This is a genomic window from Haloplanus natans DSM 17983, assembly GCF_000427685.1.
GTDB classification, from domain to species: domain Archaea; phylum Halobacteriota; class Halobacteria; order Halobacteriales; family Haloferacaceae; genus Haloplanus; species Haloplanus natans.
In genome coordinates this window covers 246,042-265,717 of sequence record NZ_ATYM01000003.1, presented here as the reverse complement: position 1 = coordinate 265,717, position 19,676 = coordinate 246,042, and the positions used below count along the sequence as shown (strand labels likewise).

Sequence of the window (19,676 nt, the reverse complement as noted above, 5' to 3'; positions counted from 1 at the left end):
GTCCGGTGAAAAAGAGCGGGGCAACTGTTCGATCGTGGCCATTACAAGGGTCGTTTCTCGTCGATAATCGCGGCTGTCTCGGTCGCTACGGTCGGGTCACGTTCTTCGAGGAGTTTCTCGATCTGCCGTGGATCGTACACCTCCTTGACGATGCAGTAGTAGTGTGAGGGGGTTCCAAAATCGTAGACCATGCTGAGCCGGTCCCCCTTCCAGAGTGCTGCGCGTTCGGCGATATCGGCAATCGTCATCTCGCTTGCCTTCCTGTATGAGGGATCGTCGACTTCAGCGAACTGGAGGTCTGGGATAACGTTGAGTGTTGAGTCGAGGTACTCGTCTTCGAGTCCGTACATGCGAAGATGGAGATCATCGAGCGTCGTGAACCGGCAGACAAGTGCGTCGAGTTCTGCCATCGTCGTCTTGGGTCGGACGACGGTGTCGTACCACTCTTCGCGGGCCCGGCCCTTCTGCTTCCATCGCAAGCGATACCCGACTGTTCCGAGGCGTTCACCTATGTCCCCGCTCGCGTGTTGTTCTACTCTCTCGATTCTCTCTACTACCTCGTTCCAGCAATACGAACACACCTCGTCGGGTGCATCACCCTCAAAGGCAGTTTTATCGAACGCTTTCCAGTCGGCGTAGTCCTGTAGGTCGATGTGCTCGCTTGCGGGTGAGCGCGTGCTTCGATTACACAGCTTCTCGCCCGGTAACTCCCGTCGAAATGAATACGACGGCCCGCTTGCTGGGTCGGCTTCCAGATCGACGATATGATCGACGGTCCCGACACGGCTCACCTCAATGACGAAACGGTCTGTGGTGGCTGTCTCAGTCATGGTCTTCGGAATCCTGTTGTCATTCGAACCCAGTGCGAACTGCATCGGTTGGTGCCAGTAGTTCATCGAGGAATGCTGTGATGAGATCATCGGGGTCGCAAGGAAGGCCGTCCGGTGGCTCTTCCCAGAGTTCGACTGCAAATTCTCGCGCTGCCGTTGCCTGTCCCTTACTGGCGATAACCATCAGAATCGCCTGCTGATAGATCACGATCGTCCGCTGGTCGTCGACGTCGAGATACTCGATTGCGGCTGTCTCGAGTGCTGTCGGAAGATTCACCGGCTCACCCACCGTGCAATGCTGGACCGGCTCATTCTCATCCGTCATAGCCGATTTTACTACCCGTTCGTACAAGTATGCGCGTGGCTTCGGCGACAGCTCGTCCGCTTCGCTGTTGATGCGGGTATGCGTACCGACAGTATTGATGAGTTGTTCGGAGAGAGTGGAACACTATCGGGATATACGCCAGTATGACGAGCTTCTGTCGACAGCTCTGTCTACCCTGCAATCTGGACGAACTGGGGATTTTAACTTTTGCAGGCTAAATCCCCGCCCTCAAGTAGCAACACAGCGACCAGTGGGAGCGAGTAGCGCAGGAGGACGGGGAGACAGCCGTATGTAGCGGACACAATCCACTAAGTACCATCAACATCCTCATTTACCCGTATGGTCGAAGTGTCGTTCCAGTACCACGCCGAACCCGCCTCGGAAGAAGTAGCCCGGCGTGCGTGGAGCGACATCCAGACCTGCCGCGAGGTCTACAATCACGCGCTCACCCAAGAGTATCACCCCGCACCCGACGGTGACAAGCCATCCTACACCGCGATGCAGAACAAACTCCCCGACTGGAAACGAGACTGGGAGCAGTGGGGTGAGGTATACTCGAAGTGCCTGCAAATGGCCGTCCGCCGCATCACACACGGCGAAACCGTCCTCAAGGAACTCAAAGCAAAAGGTTACGATGTCGGGCGGTTGAAGTGGAAGAACCCTCGGGAGTACCGCAGCATCACGTACAACCAGTCTGGCTTCGACGTGGATAGTAACACGGGCCGGCTTGACCACGCCGTTGTGGATTTCTCGAAAATCGGTCGCTTCCATCTCACCTACCACCGCCCGCTGCCCGAGGACGGCACCATCAAGCAAATCCACCTGAAGAAACAAAAGACCGGGGCGTGGACGGTCAGCATCGTCGTTGACTACAATCCCGACTACCCGGAAAAACCCGCCGTCGAAGACATTGAACCCGAGGACTGCGTTGGTATCGACCTCGGCATCCGGTCGTTCGTCCACGACTCCGACGGCAGAGCGGTTGACCGCCTCGACCTTTCCGACGATCGCGAGCGGTTGGAACGTGAGCAACGGTCGCTCTCCCGCAAGCAACACGGTTCCAAGAACTGGGAGCGGCAACGCCGTCGAGTTGCCGAGGTGCATCAACGGATGACCGACCGCAAGGACGACTTCAAGCACAAGCTCGCGCACTTCTACACTCTGGAGTATGATGCCGTGTTTGTCGAGGATCTTGACGTGCGTGGGATGCTCGAGGCTGATGGAAATGCGCGAACCAAGGCCGAAGTCGGATGGCGCGACTTCATAACCGTCCTCACACACCACGGCAAAAAGAACGGCTGTCACGTCGTCGAGGTGGAACCGGTGGGGACGACCAAGGAGTGCGCCCGGTGCGGTGTCGAAACAGCGAAGCCGTTGTGGGTCCGGACGCACGACTGTCCGTCGTGCGGATTCGAGGCCGATCGGGATCGAAACGCGGCGTTGAACGTGTTTTCTCGCGGGCTGGAGGACCTAGGAGTGGTTCACTCCGAAGGAACGCCTGTGGAGACTGCGCTCCCTGTGGGAACCGATTCGGTTCCTGCAAAGCGCGTCGTAGAAGCGGGAAGCCGCTGCCTCAAGGAACCTGCGAAGCAGGCGAGTAGGCAGGGGTAGTTCACGCTCTCAGCAGCGAGAGTATAGATATGTCGTTCAGTGAGAACTGGCACACGCTCCTTGAAGCGGCCGAGGAGCGTTCGCCGGAGGCCACTCTCATTACACCGCTTTCACACACCCAGTTTCGTATTACCGATACACAGGAATACCGCGTTATCATCGAAATTCTGGACTCGGATGATTCTCAGCCGCTCCAGCGCGACCAGTTCGAAACGCTCTATCGCCGAGTCCAAGATGCGGGCGGCGGCTTTGAGCTTGACCGGCTTCCCCCGGATGCCGAACCCTATCTTTGACAGCGAGAGAATCGCGCCGTTCACGGCGGGCGTGAATCGCGTAAACTCCGATGAGAAACCGCCGTGTTACTACTGGCTTCGAGTCTCCAACGTGGCTGGTTGAGTTCTACTTTCACTGTAGTTGACTGGAATTCAAGTACTGAGCGAACGTGTACTGAAATGGCTGATGAAGCGTACCAACACGTTCGCCGTGCGACCACTCTCTAACGATGGTGAGCAGGTGCTACGGGACCTGTTGGACGCTTCCGCCGCTCTCTGGAACGAGATCAACTACCAGCGCCTCATGCGGTACAACGACGAAGACGGCTTTGAGGGCGACGTGTGGGACGTCGATACAGGCCGCCTCGAAGGCAAATATAAAGATGTTCTCGGCGCGTCCACCGCCCAAACCGTCCGGCGAGCAAACACCGAAGCGTGGCGCGGGTTCTTCGAGAACAAAAATGCGTATCACGACGACTCGAACACGTCGGTTACGCAACACCCGGACCCGCCGGGATTCCGTGGCAACCAAGACGACGGACGTGTCCTCAAAGGCGTCGTCCGAAAGGACGCATACACTGCCGACTGGGGCGAGCGGTCCCGGCTTGAGATGGTTGTCGGTGAAGAGCTGAGAGATACTCACAACAGTCCGAAAAGCCGTCTCCGGCTGGAAATCGTTGGCGCCCCGAACTGGCCTGACTACGAAGACCAGAGCCGGTTAGAATTATGGTATGACGAGACAGACAGCACCTTCCGAGCTTCGCAACCCGTGACTGTTACAGATGCACGGGAGACTCCACTGGCCGATGAGAAGGCCGCTCTGGACATTGGTGCAAACAATCTCGTTGCCTGTACCACGACGACCGACGAGCAATACCTGTACGAAGGCCGCGAGTTGTTCCAGCGGTTCCGTGACACGGCACGGGAAATCGCCAGGTTACAGTCCAAGCTACCGGAAGGCCGATACAGTAGCGAGCGCATCCGACGACTGTACCGGAAGCGAACTCATCGCCGCGACCATGCACAAGAAGCACTGTGTCGTGACCTGCTTGAACAGCTGTACGCCGAGGGCGTAGATACAGTGTATATCGGCGGGTTGACCGACGTACTCGAAACGCACTGGTCGGTCGAAACCAACGCTAAGACCCACAATTTCTGGGCATTCAAGCGATTCACCGGACGATTGGCGTGTACCGCCGAGGAATACGGTATCTCGGTCAAGGTTCGATCGGAAGCATGGACCAGTCAAGAGTGCCCTCAGTGCGGTTCGACAGGCAGAACAACACGGCATCAAGACACGCTCACCTGTCAGTGTGGGTTCGAAGGCCACGCTGACCTTACCGCGTCAGAAACGTTCTTGAGACGGCACACAGAGCAGGCGGTCAGGCCGATGGCACGGCCCGTGCGGTTCGAGTGGGACGACCACGAATGGTCAGAGCCACCACGCTTTCCCACGAGGGAAAGTCCCAAAGAACAGCGCACAGACCCGAGTACCGTCGACCGTGACGGGAATGTTGCCTCCGGGGACTCTCAGGCAGTTTGAGACTCCCACGGAGGAAACCGCGCCGTTTACGCCGCGGAGGATGTCATGCTGCCGTGCTAACGCTTCATCCGCAATTCGAGATTGACGAAGACGCTGGGACCCTCGTTGAAACGGACGCCCCGGCTGCCACCCAGGTGATTGGTGAGGGCTCTACCGAGACTGATGATAGAACTGAGCCGGATGTCGGCGTCTATGCTGATGCACTCCTGTTGATCGATGAATTAGAACGCCACGATCCGACCAGCATGGACACCCTAGATACGGAGACACTCATCGATCTTTACACGCTACTCTCGGACGTGCAACGTGGCGCGAACGACCTTCGGAAAGACATCGCCGATACCCTCCTTGATCGAGTCCATCACGACCAGCCAGTTCATGCCCAGTACGGTTCCGTCCAACGAACTTCGCGCCGGTCGAAGTCACTGAAGGACGACACAGAGGTCATCGCTGCGTTGGAGGACGCCGGTATCGATCGGGATCGTGTCCTCGGCGTCGACCCGGACAAGGTCGATGACGCACTTGACGTGACTGACCTCCACGAGCAGGACGTCTACGAAATCGACGAGCGGGCGTACGTCAGGAAAGCCGACGTCAACGAGGACGTGAAAGAGACGCGATTGCAGGGATTGAAGGACCGACTCGCGGCCACTGAAAGCGAGGAGGCAGATGTCCTCCGCAGCGAGATCGAAGACTTGGAAGACCGCATCGACGAACTCACGAGCTTTCGGACAGGTTCCGAGGTACAATGAGTATCGCTCTCTGGTGACTCTCGCAGCAGCTCCGGGAAGAGGTCTTCCCGGGCTGACCGCGAGTCCGATCAGTCCAGACGGTCGAGCGAGCCATAGAGCTCCCCGTTCTGAATGTGGGTACAGAACTGTGCGCAGAGCCGACAGCAGTCCGCGGCGTCGGTGAACGTCCGGACACTGGCGTCCCAGCGCGCGTGGACGGCGCCAAGCATCGCACTTCGAACCGATGGTTCGGTCGCGACCATAACCCGTCGCGCACGCCTAGGTGGCGTTGCATCGGCCGCCGGCCCCTGCATTCCAGCTGTCGACAGAATATCCTCGAGGACGCTCCCGATCTCGATCCCGACACCGAGGTTGTCGCCGACCTGTGGAGCGACGAAGATGGTTGCATTACTCGCTTGCGCAAAGGCGATACTCTGTGTGGCGGCATCCATCTCGTCGAGCGGAATCCCGACGTCGATTGCGAGAAAGGCATTAAACCCGCGGGCGCGGAGGCAGTCCCGCGTCTCCTGCAGGAGCCGCAACACCTCGTCTTCGGCGTACTCGCCGCTTGTATCGTCCCACGTCGCAAACGATGGGGCATCGGTTTCGACATCGGCGTCCGCCGGCAGCAGCGCGTCGACGTCGAATGTCCGATATGGGCCCATCAGATAGACGAGAAACTGTTCCCGCCGGACTGGAGCGAGCGCATCTGAATCACCGGCGACACGGGGGAGATTGTCGATAATCCGTTGCCGCATTCGACTCGTCGATTCGGAACGGTAGTATATAAATCTCGGTTTTTTCAGTAATATTCTAGTCGAGAACAACTAAGTACGTGGCGTCCCAACGTAGGACCCGAGGCATCCCCAAATGTCCGAAACCGATCGCCAGCCAACAGAGGAGGTTCGTCAGCCGGATCCGCCGCTTCCCGAAGAGAGCGGGCTGACGCTCGAGGAGTACCTCGCGATGCAACAGGCGATCGGCCACCCGACGCGGTTTCGGATCCTTCGCACGCTCGTCGCCAACGAGGAACTGAGTGCTGCCGATCTCAAGGCCGCGGTCGATGTCGAATCCCACAATTTCCACTACCACCTCGACGAACTGGTCGACGTCGGGCTTGTCGACAAGCGCCAGCGACGGACCGCCGACAGCCAAGGCTTCTATACGTACTATCGGCCGACGGCAATGGGGCGGGGTATTCTTGAGCACGGTGTCGAGGAGCTGATGCGCCGTGAACGGGAGTTCAACGACGCCTATTCGTAAGCTCTCGTAGGGTTCTCTGCCTGTGTCGTTCCCAATGTCCATCGGAACTTTTGCCGGGTTTCAGCACATCATATCGCCAACCAACAAACACGGTTTGCTGAATCGGATTGATCACTTCCACAACCATCAGAACGTCTCTGCAATCCGTCTCGTGGCTGCCCTGGAGCTTCACTATCACGAGTACTGATCCATCGATTACTCAGGCGGTCGTCGTCACTGTCCCACCGGCCACCTCCTGTTCCTGTCTGGGGTCGTGTAGATAGGTGAACAGCCACCGTGCCTTCGTCTGGCGAAATCCGAGGCAGTTCACCACCCCGGTTTCTCATATCAGAGTGGCTGGACAATGTCGATATCGCACATCATTAGCATAATGTAAATAATGTGGATAATGTAGGTTCCGTACATTGTGTCATTGGCGTTTGAGGTGTAGCGATAATCGTGATGGACGTGTGCGAAATGTAGATAATGCAAATTGTGTAGATTACGTTTGATTGGTGGAGATCAGGGCAAATTGGGATTGTGCTCATAATTAGAATAATGTACAAAATGCAGATTGTGTAGATAGCGCACCCAATTTGTCTGACGCAGAATTAAGATGGGTGAACTTCATTAGCCGCGTATGAGCAAGGCAAAACTCACATTATTAACGGAACGTGCACAACCTCCAAAACCTACACAATGTAGATTGCCTACGAAATGTACAAAATCCACCTATCGCGGGGGGCTGATCCATGAGTGCTGACGAGTTTGAAGGACTTCCTGGAGCAGCTGTCTCGTTGCTCAAGGGGGGTGTGGGAAAATCCACAATCGCGCTCAACATCGCTGATCGACTCGCTGACCGCGGCCACGAGACGGTACTACTGGATCTGGATAAGGACGGACACATGACCACCCAGCTTGGGTACGACGATGCGTACGACCGCGATGCGAACCTCGGTGACGCCCTTATCGATGGTGAAGACCCCGAGAACCTACTTATCGAGACGGACTTCGGCGTTCACCTCCTCCCGTCGAGTAACGAACTCGAGAACGTCGAGACGAGGCTGAAGGACGAGCGGTTTGCAGACGTGAAGCTTCGGCGGAATGTCGTCGATCCACTCATCCAAAACGGATACGACTTCGTGATAATTGATGCCGCCGGCGGCCGTGGGAAACTCTCCGATAACGCCCTCATCGCCGTTCAGCGCGTCATTATCCCGCTGATTCCGCGTGCTGGCTCGATCAACGGCCTCAATAAGATGATTGAACGCCAGATCTCCCCAATCCGGGAGAATATCGGGTTAGATATCCTCGCAGTCACTCCGAATATGATTCGCGAAACGATGGGGCAACACAACGAGCATCGGATCCTCGTTGAAAATCTCAACCGAGAGTTCGGTTCGTTCGTCCCTGAGTACGCTCGTGTGGATCCGGAGATCTTCGATGCTCTCGATGATTCGGGACGCACCATCGATAGTATCCCGAAGCCAGGGATTCGCGAACGGACCGCAATTTCCCGCGCCTTCAAGCAAGGAATGCCCGTCTCGGAGTTCGACGAAGATTGCGACCAGATCCCGAATTTCGACCACTTAGCGGACCTCGTGGAGGAACACAGCCATGCCTAATGAGGACGACCGTTTCGGGGACGTCGCTGAACAGCTCAAACAAACGGAGGAAGGAGTAGAATCGGACGACGACGGGCGTACTGACACCCAGGATGAACCGCAACCGGATGCGGAGATAGCTACTGAGGACACAGAGTCGGAGACTGAGTTCACTGCTGAGCAGGATGAGGATAGGGAGGATGTGGACGAATCTACCGGTGGACCGGCCTTCTCCTTTGACGAGACTGATATGCACGGCTTCTATGTCCGGGAGGAGACGTGGAATGGCGTTACCCGGATGCGATCCTCGGTAACTGCGGCGTGCTCTATGTTTGATGTTCCCGAATTTGAGGGAAGAGAGTTTCAAGATGCGTGTCTCCAGGTGATTGCGGACCACGGTGATGAGGTCGCCCTCCAGATCCTCCGGGAGCGTGGTATCGAAGCTGATGAGGAACGTGTACAGGAAGTTGTGGAGATGCTGAGCGAGCAAGCTACGAACGACTAATATTGGATTTGGCCGATTTCCCCTCACCATTCAGATTTTGTGCGCATTGTACATTATGTAGATTGTGTAGCAAGCCATCTGCTTGCAGTCTCGCGATTATTCTCAGAACTGGGCCCGAACGGCGGCCGCGCAGTAGTTGAGGCTGGTTGTCTCAATGCATATGGCTTGATCGGCCGTAATCATCTATCTTGCTCGGTGAGTTGTCGTAGTTTCCCTGCGATAGGAGGTAGCCTACAGACCCCAACATTTACTGTTTCAAGTTTCGTAACTCTATACAAGAATGTCCTACGACACGAACCACGTCCAGAATGCGGGTGGAACTCCTGAGCGAATCACGGGTATCCATACGTTCACGGACCTCGTAGATAACGTCGCCCTTGCCGCCCTCTATACGAATATCCGCAGCAAAGGGACTGCGACCGGTCCTGAACTCGTCGACGAGGCGGCAGTCTCGAAGAAAACGGTCTACGACTATCTCAGTACACTCGCCAGTGCAGGACTTATTACCGACATCGGCGAAGAGAACAGCGCGACAACCTACGCCGCCGAGGACTTCGAACTGACCCTGACGGTACGAGACGTGGCAGTGTCGATTACACCGTCGCTGGTGGCGGTACTGAGCCATCAAGACGAATATCCTGTCATCGACCGCGTCCTCGAAGAACACGGCCTGTTGACGTTTGCTCTCGCACACGATCTCGTGATGGATCATCACGAAGGAGAAGTCACCATACGCCAGATTGGGGACCTCACAGGCCTCTCCTCCGGGATGACTTACGACCTCGTCGACGCCATCTACGCGATTCGGGACTTCGGTGAGAGTGCGTCCAGCCCAGAGACGTACACTCCATCCACCGTCGACAGTAAGCAGCACAACGGCGACGAGACTGAGGAATGAGCGCGGGCGAACACGGCCGGGTTTACACGGCCAACATCGTCGATACAGTCGTCTTTCGGAGTCTCGGGAAACACCCGAACTCACATCTCGACAGGCTCAAAGGTGCCGTCAAGCAAGCACAAACTGAGATTTGGGTTCCAGAACTCATCTACGAGGAACTGGCAGACCACGGCACAGATGGCACGACGAACCCGTATCTGGATCACGGAATCGACGACGGGTGGATTCGTGTCGTATCGCTACCAGATCCAGAGAGTGACTCGGCTGACGCCGAGTCCGGTCCCACTATGGAGGCGTGGCAGGAGGCCAACCACTTCCTCAACCAGCATAGCAAGTATCCCACGACGAACAACCGGCGAGATGGAACGATAGTAGCTCTCGGAGTCCACCTCTTCGAGCGGAACAAGCGGATTCGCGTCATCACCCATACCGCCGACGAACTGCTGGCGAAAGCCTGTGCAATCATCCCGCCGGAGTTCGGCTACCACGAGGTTGTATCACGATACTACCATCCGCCTGCGACTGCGAAAGAGCAATTCCCCACAATCGCCAGTCTTAGTTGGGATCAGTAGTACTCTCTCGGATCGCGTCCCATCTAGTCGTAGATACTGTGTCTCTCCCTCGTAAAATTCTACTGGACAGGGGGGTAGAAACGCGATACAGAAAGACGAATTCTTGGCTTCGCCTGTGCAAGGCTCCGGTGTGGCTTCGACACGCGACAGTCGTCGGACGGTATTTCGACAAATCGCGCGCCGACAGTACCGTGATTGGGCATCATACGCAGAAGATCCGGTCTGGGATCAATCCACGCTCGCTGGTCTGGAATCAGACATCCGTACCGTTGCAGAGACGTGGTTCGGACACGACGCCCACCACTCTGTCGAGGAGTTCGTCGCTCGCTCTTCTGTAGTCTAGCGGAATGCGTTGACGACGACGCAATCGATGAGAGCGTGGACCGGTGCTCTAGTAAGATTCAGCGACCGGAGGAACCCGTAGGTTCGAGCGGCCTGTTCCAAGCCCTGCTTGGACAGGCCGCGGAACTTCGCCAACCACGGCTGCAACAGCGACCAAAGACACTCTGCCTGGTTCGTGTGGACGCCCTGGTCAGAGACGTATCCATCGTCGTGGACGACGTACCGGTGATCGTGTTCCATGCCTTGGTAGGCCGGCAAGCCGTCAGTCCAGACCTCTCCCAGCGGCTGGGAGAGGTCAGCCGCCTGCTCGATCACCGGCGCTAAATCGTCCTCGTAGTCCGTGCCCTCCGCTGCGGAAACCACGCGAAGCACGTCGCGGCACGCCGCGACGAGCGTCACCTCGTCGCCCTGCTCTCCCGTCCAGCGTGTCCGCCCTCCCTCCGGCGAGCCGCCGCGGTTGAGGCCCTCCCGTGGCGGCTCTTTCCCTTTGAACCCCGAGCACACCTGCTGGGTTTCGTCGACCTGGGTCGGGCCACCGACCGTCTGGGAGATCCGCTCCCAGACGGTCGGAAACCCTCGCACGAACGCGGTTTCTGTCTCCTTGATCCGGTCGTAGAGCGTCTTGTACGACGGGGACAGCAGGAAGGCGATCTGGTTGATGCTGAGCAGCGTATCGGCGTAGAGGATGAAGGCGATGAGGAACTCGCCGGGGGCGAGTTCCGAATCGTAGAACGGGGTTCCCCGCGTGTACGTGGTTTTCCAGTCACAGCGACCACACCAGATGCGGTCGGAGCCATCAAGCGCCTGGAGCGTGTCCTCACCACAGTTCGGACAGGAGCGAGCTGCCCAGATCGCCTTGAGACGCCGCTCGACGATGGCGTCGAGCGGCTCCGGGCGAAACTCTATTGCACCGAGCGTGACGAGATACTCTAGCATCTCACCGAGAGCGGGGCGGTCAGTGCACATGCTCGTTCCTCCCTCGGTGGGATGCACTAATCTTCGTGGTCTGGTTCCGCTACGCTACAAAAGAGCGTCGTCGCTTCTCTCCCCCTGGTATATTCCGGGTTTGAAGTACACGACACCTACTCAGGGACTCCGCGATACGAGATGGAGGCCCTATCTCGCGTCTTCTTGCTCAAGGAAATCCACGGCTTCGATCACGAGACTACGCTAGTCGAGTACCTCGAATGTCGACCCGATCTCGTTGACCAACTTGGACTCGAGGCGATTCCGGATCAATCGACACTGTGGCGAAGCTGGCACGACCGGTTTACTGCAGAGTTACGCGAGACAGTCTTGACGGGCGCTCGGACGATCCTCATCAAGGCGGATAACGAGGGTGTTTCAGTCCCGCGCGAGCCTGAGAGACACACCCAGCAGCAGAACAATCGCGGAAAGCAGGATTTCCCCGATGATCGGACTGTCTTGGAACAGGCGGGTCGAATCACCGACCACGTCAGCCGTGTCGTCTTTCCGGCGTTCTCGCTGGATCGAGGTGAGGGCTGTGAGATTTCCGAGAACGCGTACTGGGGCCTCCAAACGTATCTGGGGCTTCGCGAAAATTTGGCTGCTAACGAGGGCGCTCGCAGCTTCGTCTACGAGTCGACGCGGGACAGGACACCGCTGGGTCACGCCCATCGGGAACACTTGCGAAATCTGTCTATCCCGGAGATTCGCGAGATGTACCGACGAGCAGTTGACCGGCTACTCGACGAGGCTGCGGAGACTAAGGAGTTCTTTCGGGCGGGTATCGTCGCCATAGACATCACCGAAGCTGACCCGTTTACTGGCGATAGGACGGGCCACAAAAACGAGATTATCGGCACGAAAGAGAAGACCAACGAATACGCGTACCAGTGGGCGACGGTTCAGTTAGTCGGGAATGCTGTCCCGATTGTACTCGATGTGCGACCTGTGCGGCGGGGTGAGTCACGGAAGGAGATCGTTGAGGATCTCTTGGACTCTGCTGAAGCGGCCGTTCACGTCGATAACGTACTGATGGACCGGGAGTTCGATAGCCAGCACGTCTTAGAGATGCTCAGCCAGCGTGGCCTGTCGTACGTCGTTCCCAAGCGGATGCAGACCAGCGAGAAAGCGCAGGCCAACCGGTTGCTCCAACGAGATCGGGATCGATACGAGACCGACCGGAAGCTCCACCTCGGGAAGAACGAATGGCACGAGACGACGCTGATCTACCGCCGGAAAGAGAACACTGAGCACGAGGATCACCGGCAGTACTCGGTGTTCATGACGAATCGGGGGAGTGGCCACCTCACTGAGTATGGCTATCGGTGGGAGATCGAGAGCGGCTACCGATCAATAAAGCGGTTCATGGCGGCGACGACGTCGAAGGATTTCGGGCTTCGCTTCTTCTATTTCGCGTTCGCGTGTCTCTTGTACTCGATCTGGCGAGCGGTCGATTTGCTCGTCCAAGTCGAGCTGACGGGTGAGTATGAACATTCGCCGATCGTAACAGCCGACAATACGCTGACGCTGCTGAAGAAGGAAACTGGAATCGGATAGAGAGATACTCTGTCCGGGGCAATCCGGGTTCCTGAGTGGCAACACTGTCGGAGATCTTGGAAATTCACCGGTTTAGTTGGTAGTACGCCAGCAGAAGACTATCGAGAGTAGATCCGAAGCAGCTTCGCCTCGAAAATTCGCCCGAAACCACGCATCACAGCCCCGCTAAACCCACTGTAGTCTCAACTTCCACGGCCGCGGTTTTGGTATAGCGTCATATGATTTATGACGTTAACTAGATCCGTATTTCGGAGGGTAGAACCTCTCTATCATAGAAATAATGGATATGAGACTTCTATTTCTGTTGGTCGTGATTAGGCAAGTAATCACGACCACTTTGAAGTGACCCGCCGCCGTCGGTGAAGCACGAAACGTGGAACCGCACGAAGAAGACCTCGAACCCGGGGAAAAGCCGGCAAACACCGCCATCCTACAGTCCGTGTGAAGAGCTTTGTCGATAAGACCTAATAGCTTCTAATACAAACCAATACTCAAGATGCCCATCTCGAAAGACGAGTTCCGCTCTATCGACGAGGACGGGCCCCCGCTTCCCGATCTCGCGCCGGACACCACGCAGGGTGCGGTCTATCGCTTCCTCCTCGAGCACGCCGACCAGGCGTTTCGCCAGCGGGAGATCGTCGACACTGTCGACGTGCCCGAAGGGAGCGTCGGCCCCACGCTGAAGCGCCTCGAAGGACACGGCCTCGTCGAACACCGCGACCGATTCTGGACGATCGCCGACGCCGAGCACGCGGTCGCGTCGGCAGGGCTTCACGGCGCTGCCACGGCCGACGACATCGACGGCAGGTTCTCCGACGGCGACGTCGAGGCGTGGATGGAGACCGCGGTCGACCCCATCGAGTCGGAGACCGAACAAGAAGAGCCGTAATCCTGAATACGGGCGTATGGGGCCATCATCGCTCGACTGTTCCCATGTGTTCACACAAAGGGGAACAAGTTATCAAGCAGGCCTGTGTATTTTGGGTATGAGTCAGGAATCGCTCGACGATACGATCAAATTCCGCGCTGGCCCGCTCAAAGAGGCAGCTACCGAACTCGATTCCGTCCATCTGGGCGGCATCAACATTAGTGAACTCGCACGCGAAGGGCTCACGCAGATGCTTCGACGAACGATAACGGACGAAGATAAGATTGCGATTTACGAACGCTATTCGGCGGGTGACCTCTCGGGGGATGCCGCTCGCGTACTCATCGGTGACGAGTTCGATCTGCTCCAGGAAGATATCGACGCGTTCCGTGAGGCTGCCGAGGACGACACCAGCGACTACCTCGTCTAAATGGCCAGCGGCACCACACGGTATCCACTTTTGATCGATACCGACGCGCTGATCGCCGTCGCGAACAGTTCCTTGTGGCCCCAAATCATCGAACATGTTGGTCTCACGGCGACAAACGTCTGTAAACAAGAACTCGAGCGGCACGTCAAGAACACGCGCGAGACAGCGCCCGAGGGAAGCCGGCCGTACCGGCTTCATGACGGAAGCCGTGCCGCGCTCGATGCCCTCGAGGACGATGGGACGCCGCTTACGCAGGTGACGAGCATACCCCGACCCCACGGAGCAGACGCCGGTGAGGAATCACTCCGACAGGAAGTGATACAGAATCCGGAGACTGTCGACTACGTCATCTTGATGGACGCGGCCGGCCGCCGTTCGATTCGTCGGGCCGTCGACGACAAGGACGAAGATATCCATGTGGTGGCACCACCGGTTCTGTTCTACATCCTCTATGACAACGAGTTGATTTCGCGCCGTGAGTTCTGTGAAGCGTGTGGCGAACTCCTAGAACTACGGGAGCGTGGTACGTCTCGTTCTGCATCGAAACCGAGACGCCGAAGAAACCCGTCGTCGAAGACATCGACTCCGAGGATACGGTGGGGCTCGACTTCGGCGTTCTCAACTTCATCCACGACTCGGATGGACGTTCCGTCGGGAGACTCGACTTGTCTGACGAGCGAGAGCGACTCAAAAGTGAGCAACGCTCGCTCTCCCGCAAAACATACGAGTCTAACAACTGGCAGAAACAACGACGACGAGTCGCTGCGGTTTACTCGCGAATGTCGAACAAGAAGCACGACTTCAAGCACAAGCCCGCGCACTTCTACACCACCGAGTACGACGCCGTGTTCGTCGAAGACCTCAACGTGAAAGGGATGCTCGAATCCCCAGAGAACGCGCGGAACAAGGCCGAAGTCGGGTGGCGTGACTTCATCACCATCCTCGAACATCACGGGGAGAAAAACGCGTGTCACGTTGTGCAGGTCAATCCACGTGGAACGACCAAAGAGTGCGCGTCGTGCGGCGTTTCGATGGACAAGCCGTTGTGGATTCGAGAACACTCGTGCCCGGCGTGCGGGTTCGAACTCGACAGGGATTGGAACGCGTCGTTGAACGTCTTCTCACGAGGACTCAAGAAACTAGGAGTGGTTCACTCCGAAGCAACGTCCCCAGAAATCGAAGATTTCTGGTGTGCGAACGAATCGCAGAGCGATTCGTTAACGCCTGTGGAAACTGCGACTGCTGTGTCTACTGATGGTGGCGATTTCTCGTCTATCATCGTGGATGCAAGTCGCGTCGTAGAAGCAGGAAGCCCTGCCCTCAAGGAAGCCGCGCCAGCGGCTGAGTAGGGCGGGGTAGTTCGCGGGGTGTCGTGTCCGTCAGGGCCACAACTTCGTTGCTGACGCAGCCACCCGAAATATGGGGTCCTATGATACAGATTTATTATGACTCAGAAGAGAAATGACGATACCATCAACATATGAATCCTCCACTGAGAGACGCTGTGGCACAAACGTGCCATCTGTCTCGGGACTCGTAAATGTTTAATATCTAACATCAGGGTGGAAAATAGGAATGACATTGACAATTGAGGGTGGACTCGTTGCCCTGTTGGGAGACGATGCGGCGCAGGGTTGGGAGACATTAGTAGATCATGTGGCCATCGAAAGAGAACGTATCGACCGGAAACCGTTCGAAGAGATCGAACAGTGGAGCGAGGTCGACGCCGTTCTTTGCACTGCAAAGACAGCACAGCAGTCGTACGTTGAGGAGGAACTCCCTGCGGAAGTCCCGCTTGTCGCGGTCGACGTTGCGTCTGAGGTGATTCAATTTCGGGATCCGCATTCGCTGTCGACCACCGATACCGTAGACCTGACTACCGTCCAGGGCGGGCTTGAGGGATTGCTGGGGGGGTCGACTTCGGGCAGTGAGTCGTCCGGGGTGTTCGACACGCGTGATCCTCGCCGCTCTCCCAGCGACGAACTCGAGGACATCTCCCGGACTACGTTCCGCGAACAGGTGATGATGCACGCAGGGGAACCGCTCGTTATCGCCGACGCGGAGACCAGTATCATCGTCGAGGCGAACGAAGCGGCGACCGAGCTCTTTTGTCGGTCGCGTGGCTCGCTGATTGGCTCTGAACAGTGGGAGCTGCATCCGTTCGAGGAGCGCGACGAGTACCGGAAAGCCTTCTCAGCAGCCGTACAGGAAGGGTACGATACCGTTCATTCCAAACCTGGTGATGAGATCTGGATCGAGCGCCCCGGTGGTGAACGCGTACCGGTCGATATCACCGGGAAGACGATTACTCTCGATGGACGGACGTACATCGTTGGCGTGTTCCGCGACGCGACGGAGCGGGTCGAACGACTGCGGACGATCGAACGGCAGGCAAAGGCGATGGATGCATCGTTGACGGGGATCTCGATCCTTGATCCCGAGGGCGTGTACATCTACATGAACGAAGCCCACGCGGCAATCCTTGGATATGACGATCCTGGGGACCTCTTAGGTAAGACATGGCGATCAATATACGACGAGGAGCGGATCAAATACATCGAGCAGCAGGTGTTCCCTGAACTTCGCGACCGAGACGTCTGGGAGGGCGATCTCGTAGGCCAGCAACCGGATGGTTCAGCCATTCCACAGCACGTACATTTGACAGAGCTCTCCGATGGCGGTCTCATCTGTGTCAACCGGGATCGAAGTGACGAACACCAGCGAGAGAGCCGCTTACGGGCGATTCGGGAGCGAGTCGAAACGTTCGTTACTGCTGCTGATACGGAGGTGGTGATCGATGAACTGCTCCGGGCGGTCAAGGACATCGTCGACCAGCCTATCGCAGGCTACTGGAAACACGACGCGGAGGCGAACCAACTCGTTCAGGCGTGTGTTTCTGACGCGGCGGACGAGCTTTCGCTGCCCTCGCCGACGTTCGGTCCCGATGACTCAAGCCTCGCGTGGCAGGCCTTCCAAGCTGGCGAGATGCGGTACTACCCCAACCTTGCCAACGAGACGGACACGCACGCCCCCGAACCTGCGCTGCAATCGGAGGTAATTGTCCCTGTAGGATCACATGGAGTGTTGTTGGTCGGGTCATCCGTCGCGGACGATTTCTCGGCTACAGAGCGTGACTTCCTCGGAATTCTGGCGATGCACACAGAGACGGCGCTGCAACTGCTCGCCAACCGCCAAGCGTTGGAGGAATCCCAAGCCCAAATCGATACAGAACGAAGACAGCTACGTGACATCATCGACCAGGTACCCCACCTGATCTTCGTAAAAGATCCTGATGGACGATTCGTGTTAGCGAACGAGGCGACGGCGGAAGCGTACGGGACGACCGTCGATGATCTTGAAGGGAGGACAGATGCCGACTTCGCAGCGAGCAAAGAAGAAGTCGAAGCCTTCCGCGCTGACGATCAGACAGTGCTTTCCGAGAACAAGTCGCTCCATCGATCTGAAGAGCGACTGACTGACGCTGAGGGGACCGAGCGAGTGCTCGATACGTTGAAGTCTCCATTCGAGCCAGCTGACGACGATGCCGACCGGGCAGTGCTCGGCGTCGCGACAGATATCACAGAGCACAAGCAGACTGAACTCGCCTTACGCCGCGAGCAACAATTGAACTCGCTGAGTCGGGTTGGAGAATTATACACTCGTAGCGTGTCTGCTCAAGAGATGGCCCGGACAGGTACCGAAGCTATCGTTGAGGCACTCGACGCCGTCGCTGCACAGATGTACCTGTTCGACCCCGAGTCGGCGCAACTCGAACGGGCAGCCAGTGCTGGTGAACTCCCCGATGCGGCCACGGACCGTGATACGATTTCTCCGGGCGAGCATTTCGCGTGGCAAGCATTCAGTCAGCACGAAGCGGCATCCCGTGATAGCGATGTCGACCCTGAGATAGATAGCGAAGACTGCGACGGGCTCACACGGGTCGTGACTCGCCTGCCGGCTCACGGTGTGCTCGTAATATACCTACCGACCGACGTCGAAAGCGACAGTACGTTCATCCACACGGTAGCGAGGAATCTCACTGCAACGTTGGATCGGACCGCCGACGAGAAGCGGTTGGAACAGCTCAACGATAGACTCTGCGAGCAGAACGACCGACTCGAAAAAAAGACCTCGATTGCGGAGGAATTTCGCCAAGCGCACGAGCGGCTGATCACCGCGTCGTCACCGGACACGGTGTTCGACATACTGGTTGAATTCGGCGCGAGTCAGGGGACCAACGCGTGGGTTGGTGCGTGGGATGCGCGTCGGAAGCGGCTCACGCCGATCACTGAAGCGGTCGATGGAGGGCCAGCGACCGAACACGGCGACACCGTCGCTGACGCGCCTGACGCGTCGCCCCTGTTCACAGCCGTCAGGCAGGGTACGCCGACGAAAATTTCCGATGTGCGCACGCAAACTGACTACGAGGCGTGGTCACAGCGACTGCTGCGGTTCGGATACCAGTCCTCGGTCGCACTCCCGATCAGCCGGAACGGCCTCCCCTGCGCGGCCCTCGAAATCGTCAGCGCCGACAGTGGAGGCATTCCCGACGAAGTCGTCGACTACGCCGTGACGCTGTGCAACTGTGCGGGCCTCCTCCTCGAACAGTTGTCTCAGCGGTCCTCTTCGAGTATGTCTATCATCGACATCGACTTTCCGGAGGAGCAGTTCTTTTTCGAGCACGCAGACACTGAGATGCGGATCGACTCCGAGGAAGTGCACTTCGTCGGCGATAAGATACTCCTTGACGGGAAGGCCGAGGCAGCCGACGAGGACGCACTTCGATCGTATCTCGCTGATCGACCTGGCGTCGCTGACATCGACGTGACACCGAAAGGTGAGGACTATTTATTCGGGATTAAAATCGTCGATGGACCGACGACACCCGTGGTCGAGTTCAAGCAGCAACTGGACCGCTGCAATGCGACGCTACGGGCGGTATCGACCGACGCGGAAGCGGAGACGGTCACAGTGCAGGTTCCCACTCAATCGGTAACCGACCTGCTCGAGGGGCTTGAGGATACCGTCGGGACGTGCGCGCTTCGAACCAAGCGACCCACCGGCCAAGCTGCTGAGAGTGCATCTCGACGGGCCCTGCTGAGTGAACTGACCGAGCGGCAAGTCGAGATTATATCGGCAGCGTATCAGCTCGGTTACTACGAACAACCGAAATCGACGACTGGGGAGGAGCTAGCCGAGCAGTTCGACCTGTCGGCATCGACGGTCCACCAGCACTTACGCAGCGGTGCGCGCAAGATCATCTCACAATTGTTCGAAACCCCCGATCACTGAGTCGAACCGTGCTGAAGCCCCTGATAAAGTTGCGAGCGCATACCCTCATCTTTAGGCGGGGGTCAAGCGGACCATAGCCTACACACCC

At 57.5% G+C, this 19,676-nt stretch carries 14 protein-coding genes and 4 pseudogenes; 14 read left to right on the top strand and 4 right to left on the bottom strand.

Annotated features, from left to right (window positions below; all coding sequences use genetic code 11):
• Window positions 1–41 precede the first annotated feature (41 nt).
• Complete coding sequence (locus HALNA_RS01080) at window positions 42–830, bottom strand: hypothetical protein (RefSeq protein ID WP_049934374.1); 789 nt, start codon at window positions 828–830, stop codon at window positions 42–44.
• 19 nt (window positions 831–849) lie between these two features.
• On the bottom strand, window positions 850–1,155 hold the full coding sequence (locus HALNA_RS01075; protein ID WP_049934373.1) for a hypothetical protein: 306 nt from the start codon (window positions 1,153–1,155) through the stop codon (window positions 850–852).
• A gap of 339 nt (window positions 1,156–1,494) precedes the next feature.
• Here HALNA_RS01075 and HALNA_RS01070 point away from each other — a divergent pair, with 339 nt between their 5' ends.
• The 4 genes and pseudogenes from HALNA_RS01070 to HALNA_RS01055 all read left to right on the top strand — a co-directional run.
• A complete protein-coding gene (locus tag HALNA_RS01070; protein ID WP_049934372.1) occupies window positions 1,495–2,766 on the top strand; it encodes an RNA-guided endonuclease InsQ/TnpB family protein in 1,272 nt (423 codons plus the stop codon).
• Window positions 2,767–2,795: 29 nt separating this feature from the next.
• Window positions 2,796–3,053: pseudogene (locus HALNA_RS01065) on the top strand (hypothetical protein); the annotation flags it as partial.
• Window positions 3,054–3,225: 172 nt separating this feature from the next.
• The gene (locus HALNA_RS01060; protein WP_049934370.1) at window positions 3,226–4,581 is read left to right on the top strand and encodes an RNA-guided endonuclease InsQ/TnpB family protein; all 1,356 of its coding nucleotides are present in this window, start codon (window positions 3,226–3,228) and stop codon (window positions 4,579–4,581) included.
• A 44-nt stretch (window positions 4,582–4,625) separates the two neighbouring features.
• Window positions 4,626–5,333: pseudogene (locus HALNA_RS01055) on the top strand (hypothetical protein); the annotation flags it as partial.
• Between the two features lie 68 nt (window positions 5,334–5,401).
• On the opposite strand, the gene HALNA_RS01050 reads toward HALNA_RS01055, so the two are convergent.
• Window positions 5,402–6,070: a DUF7509 family protein gene (locus tag HALNA_RS01050; protein WP_049934369.1), complete on the bottom strand. Its 669-nt coding sequence runs from the start codon at window positions 6,068–6,070 to the stop codon at window positions 5,402–5,404.
• Window positions 6,071–6,182: 112 nt separating this feature from the next.
• On the opposite strand from HALNA_RS01050, the gene HALNA_RS01045 reads away from it, so the two are divergent.
• The 5 genes from HALNA_RS01045 (at window position 6,183) to HALNA_RS01025 (ending at window position 10,133) form a co-directional block, all read left to right on the top strand.
• A complete protein-coding gene (locus HALNA_RS01045; protein WP_049934367.1) occupies window positions 6,183–6,575 on the top strand; it encodes a winged helix-turn-helix domain-containing protein in 393 nt (130 codons plus the stop codon).
• A 731-nt stretch (window positions 6,576–7,306) separates the two neighbouring features.
• Window positions 7,307–8,179, top strand: a complete 873-nt coding sequence (locus HALNA_RS01040) for a ParA family protein (protein ID WP_049934365.1) — start codon at window positions 7,307–7,309, stop codon at window positions 8,177–8,179.
• Complete coding sequence (locus tag HALNA_RS01035; RefSeq protein WP_049934364.1) at window positions 8,172–8,663, top strand: hypothetical protein; 492 nt, start codon at window positions 8,172–8,174, stop codon at window positions 8,661–8,663. Before HALNA_RS01040 ends, HALNA_RS01035 begins: the two co-directional genes overlap by 8 nt.
• A gap of 280 nt (window positions 8,664–8,943) precedes the next feature.
• Entirely contained in the window at window positions 8,944–9,561 is a 618-nt protein-coding gene (locus HALNA_RS01030) for a transcriptional regulator (RefSeq protein WP_049934363.1), read from the top strand.
• A complete protein-coding gene (locus HALNA_RS01025; RefSeq protein WP_049934362.1) occupies window positions 9,558–10,133 on the top strand; it encodes a hypothetical protein in 576 nt (191 codons plus the stop codon). Before HALNA_RS01030 ends, HALNA_RS01025 begins: the two co-directional genes overlap by 4 nt.
• Before the next feature lie 339 nt (window positions 10,134–10,472).
• Here HALNA_RS01025 and HALNA_RS01020 read toward each other — a convergent pair whose 3' ends face one another.
• Window positions 10,473–11,441, bottom strand: a complete 969-nt coding sequence (locus HALNA_RS01020) for an IS1595 family transposase (protein ID WP_084509836.1) — start codon at window positions 11,439–11,441, stop codon at window positions 10,473–10,475.
• A gap of 69 nt (window positions 11,442–11,510) precedes the next feature.
• Between HALNA_RS01020 and HALNA_RS01015 the strand changes: the two are divergent.
• The 5 genes and pseudogenes from HALNA_RS01015 to HALNA_RS00995 all read left to right on the top strand — a co-directional run.
• Window positions 11,511–12,998 (top strand): annotated as a pseudogene (locus tag HALNA_RS01015) (transposase); the annotation flags it as partial.
• A gap of 496 nt (window positions 12,999–13,494) precedes the next feature.
• A complete protein-coding gene (locus tag HALNA_RS20990) occupies window positions 13,495–13,887 on the top strand; it encodes a PadR family transcriptional regulator (protein ID WP_245575967.1) in 393 nt (130 codons plus the stop codon).
• Window positions 13,888–13,984: 97 nt separating this feature from the next.
• Entirely contained in the window at window positions 13,985–14,296 is a 312-nt protein-coding gene (locus HALNA_RS01005; RefSeq protein ID WP_049934356.1) for a hypothetical protein, read from the top strand.
• Between the two features lie 512 nt (window positions 14,297–14,808).
• A pseudogene (locus HALNA_RS01000) lies at window positions 14,809–15,645 on the top strand (RNA-guided endonuclease InsQ/TnpB family protein); the annotation flags it as partial.
• A gap of 226 nt (window positions 15,646–15,871) precedes the next feature.
• The gene (locus HALNA_RS00995) at window positions 15,872–19,588 is read left to right on the top strand and encodes a PAS domain S-box protein (RefSeq protein WP_049934355.1); all 3,717 of its coding nucleotides are present in this window, start codon (window positions 15,872–15,874) and stop codon (window positions 19,586–19,588) included.
• Window positions 19,589–19,676 lie beyond the last annotated feature (88 nt).

What these genes read in the sequence shown, in the direction of transcription:
- HALNA_RS01080 (WP_049934374.1), bottom strand. Translation starts at nt 830, where the DNA reads ATGACTGAGACAGCCACCACAGACCGTTTCGTCATTGAGGTGAGCCGT.
- HALNA_RS01075 (WP_049934373.1), bottom strand. Translation starts at nt 1,155, where the DNA reads ATGACGGATGAGAATGAGCCGGTCCAGCATTGCACGGTGGGTGAGCCG.
- HALNA_RS01070 (WP_049934372.1), top strand. Translation starts at nt 1,495, where the DNA reads ATGGTCGAAGTGTCGTTCCAGTACCACGCCGAACCCGCCTCGGAAGAA.
- HALNA_RS01060 (WP_049934370.1), top strand. Translation starts at nt 3,226, where the DNA reads ATGAAGCGTACCAACACGTTCGCCGTGCGACCACTCTCTAACGATGGT.
- HALNA_RS01050 (WP_049934369.1), bottom strand. Translation starts at nt 6,070, where the DNA reads ATGCGGCAACGGATTATCGACAATCTCCCCCGTGTCGCCGGTGATTCA.
- HALNA_RS01045 (WP_049934367.1), top strand. Translation starts at nt 6,183, where the DNA reads ATGTCCGAAACCGATCGCCAGCCAACAGAGGAGGTTCGTCAGCCGGAT.
- HALNA_RS01040 (WP_049934365.1), top strand. Translation starts at nt 7,307, where the DNA reads ATGAGTGCTGACGAGTTTGAAGGACTTCCTGGAGCAGCTGTCTCGTTG.
- HALNA_RS01035 (WP_049934364.1), top strand. Translation starts at nt 8,172, where the DNA reads ATGCCTAATGAGGACGACCGTTTCGGGGACGTCGCTGAACAGCTCAAA.
- HALNA_RS01030 (WP_049934363.1), top strand. Translation starts at nt 8,944, where the DNA reads ATGTCCTACGACACGAACCACGTCCAGAATGCGGGTGGAACTCCTGAG.
- HALNA_RS01025 (WP_049934362.1), top strand. Translation starts at nt 9,558, where the DNA reads ATGAGCGCGGGCGAACACGGCCGGGTTTACACGGCCAACATCGTCGAT.
- HALNA_RS01020 (WP_084509836.1), bottom strand. Translation starts at nt 11,441, where the DNA reads ATGTGCACTGACCGCCCCGCTCTCGGTGAGATGCTAGAGTATCTCGTC.
- HALNA_RS20990 (WP_245575967.1), top strand. Translation starts at nt 13,495, where the DNA reads ATGCCCATCTCGAAAGACGAGTTCCGCTCTATCGACGAGGACGGGCCC.
- HALNA_RS01005 (WP_049934356.1), top strand. Translation starts at nt 13,985, where the DNA reads ATGAGTCAGGAATCGCTCGACGATACGATCAAATTCCGCGCTGGCCCG.
- HALNA_RS00995 (WP_049934355.1), top strand. Translation starts at nt 15,872, where the DNA reads ATGACATTGACAATTGAGGGTGGACTCGTTGCCCTGTTGGGAGACGAT.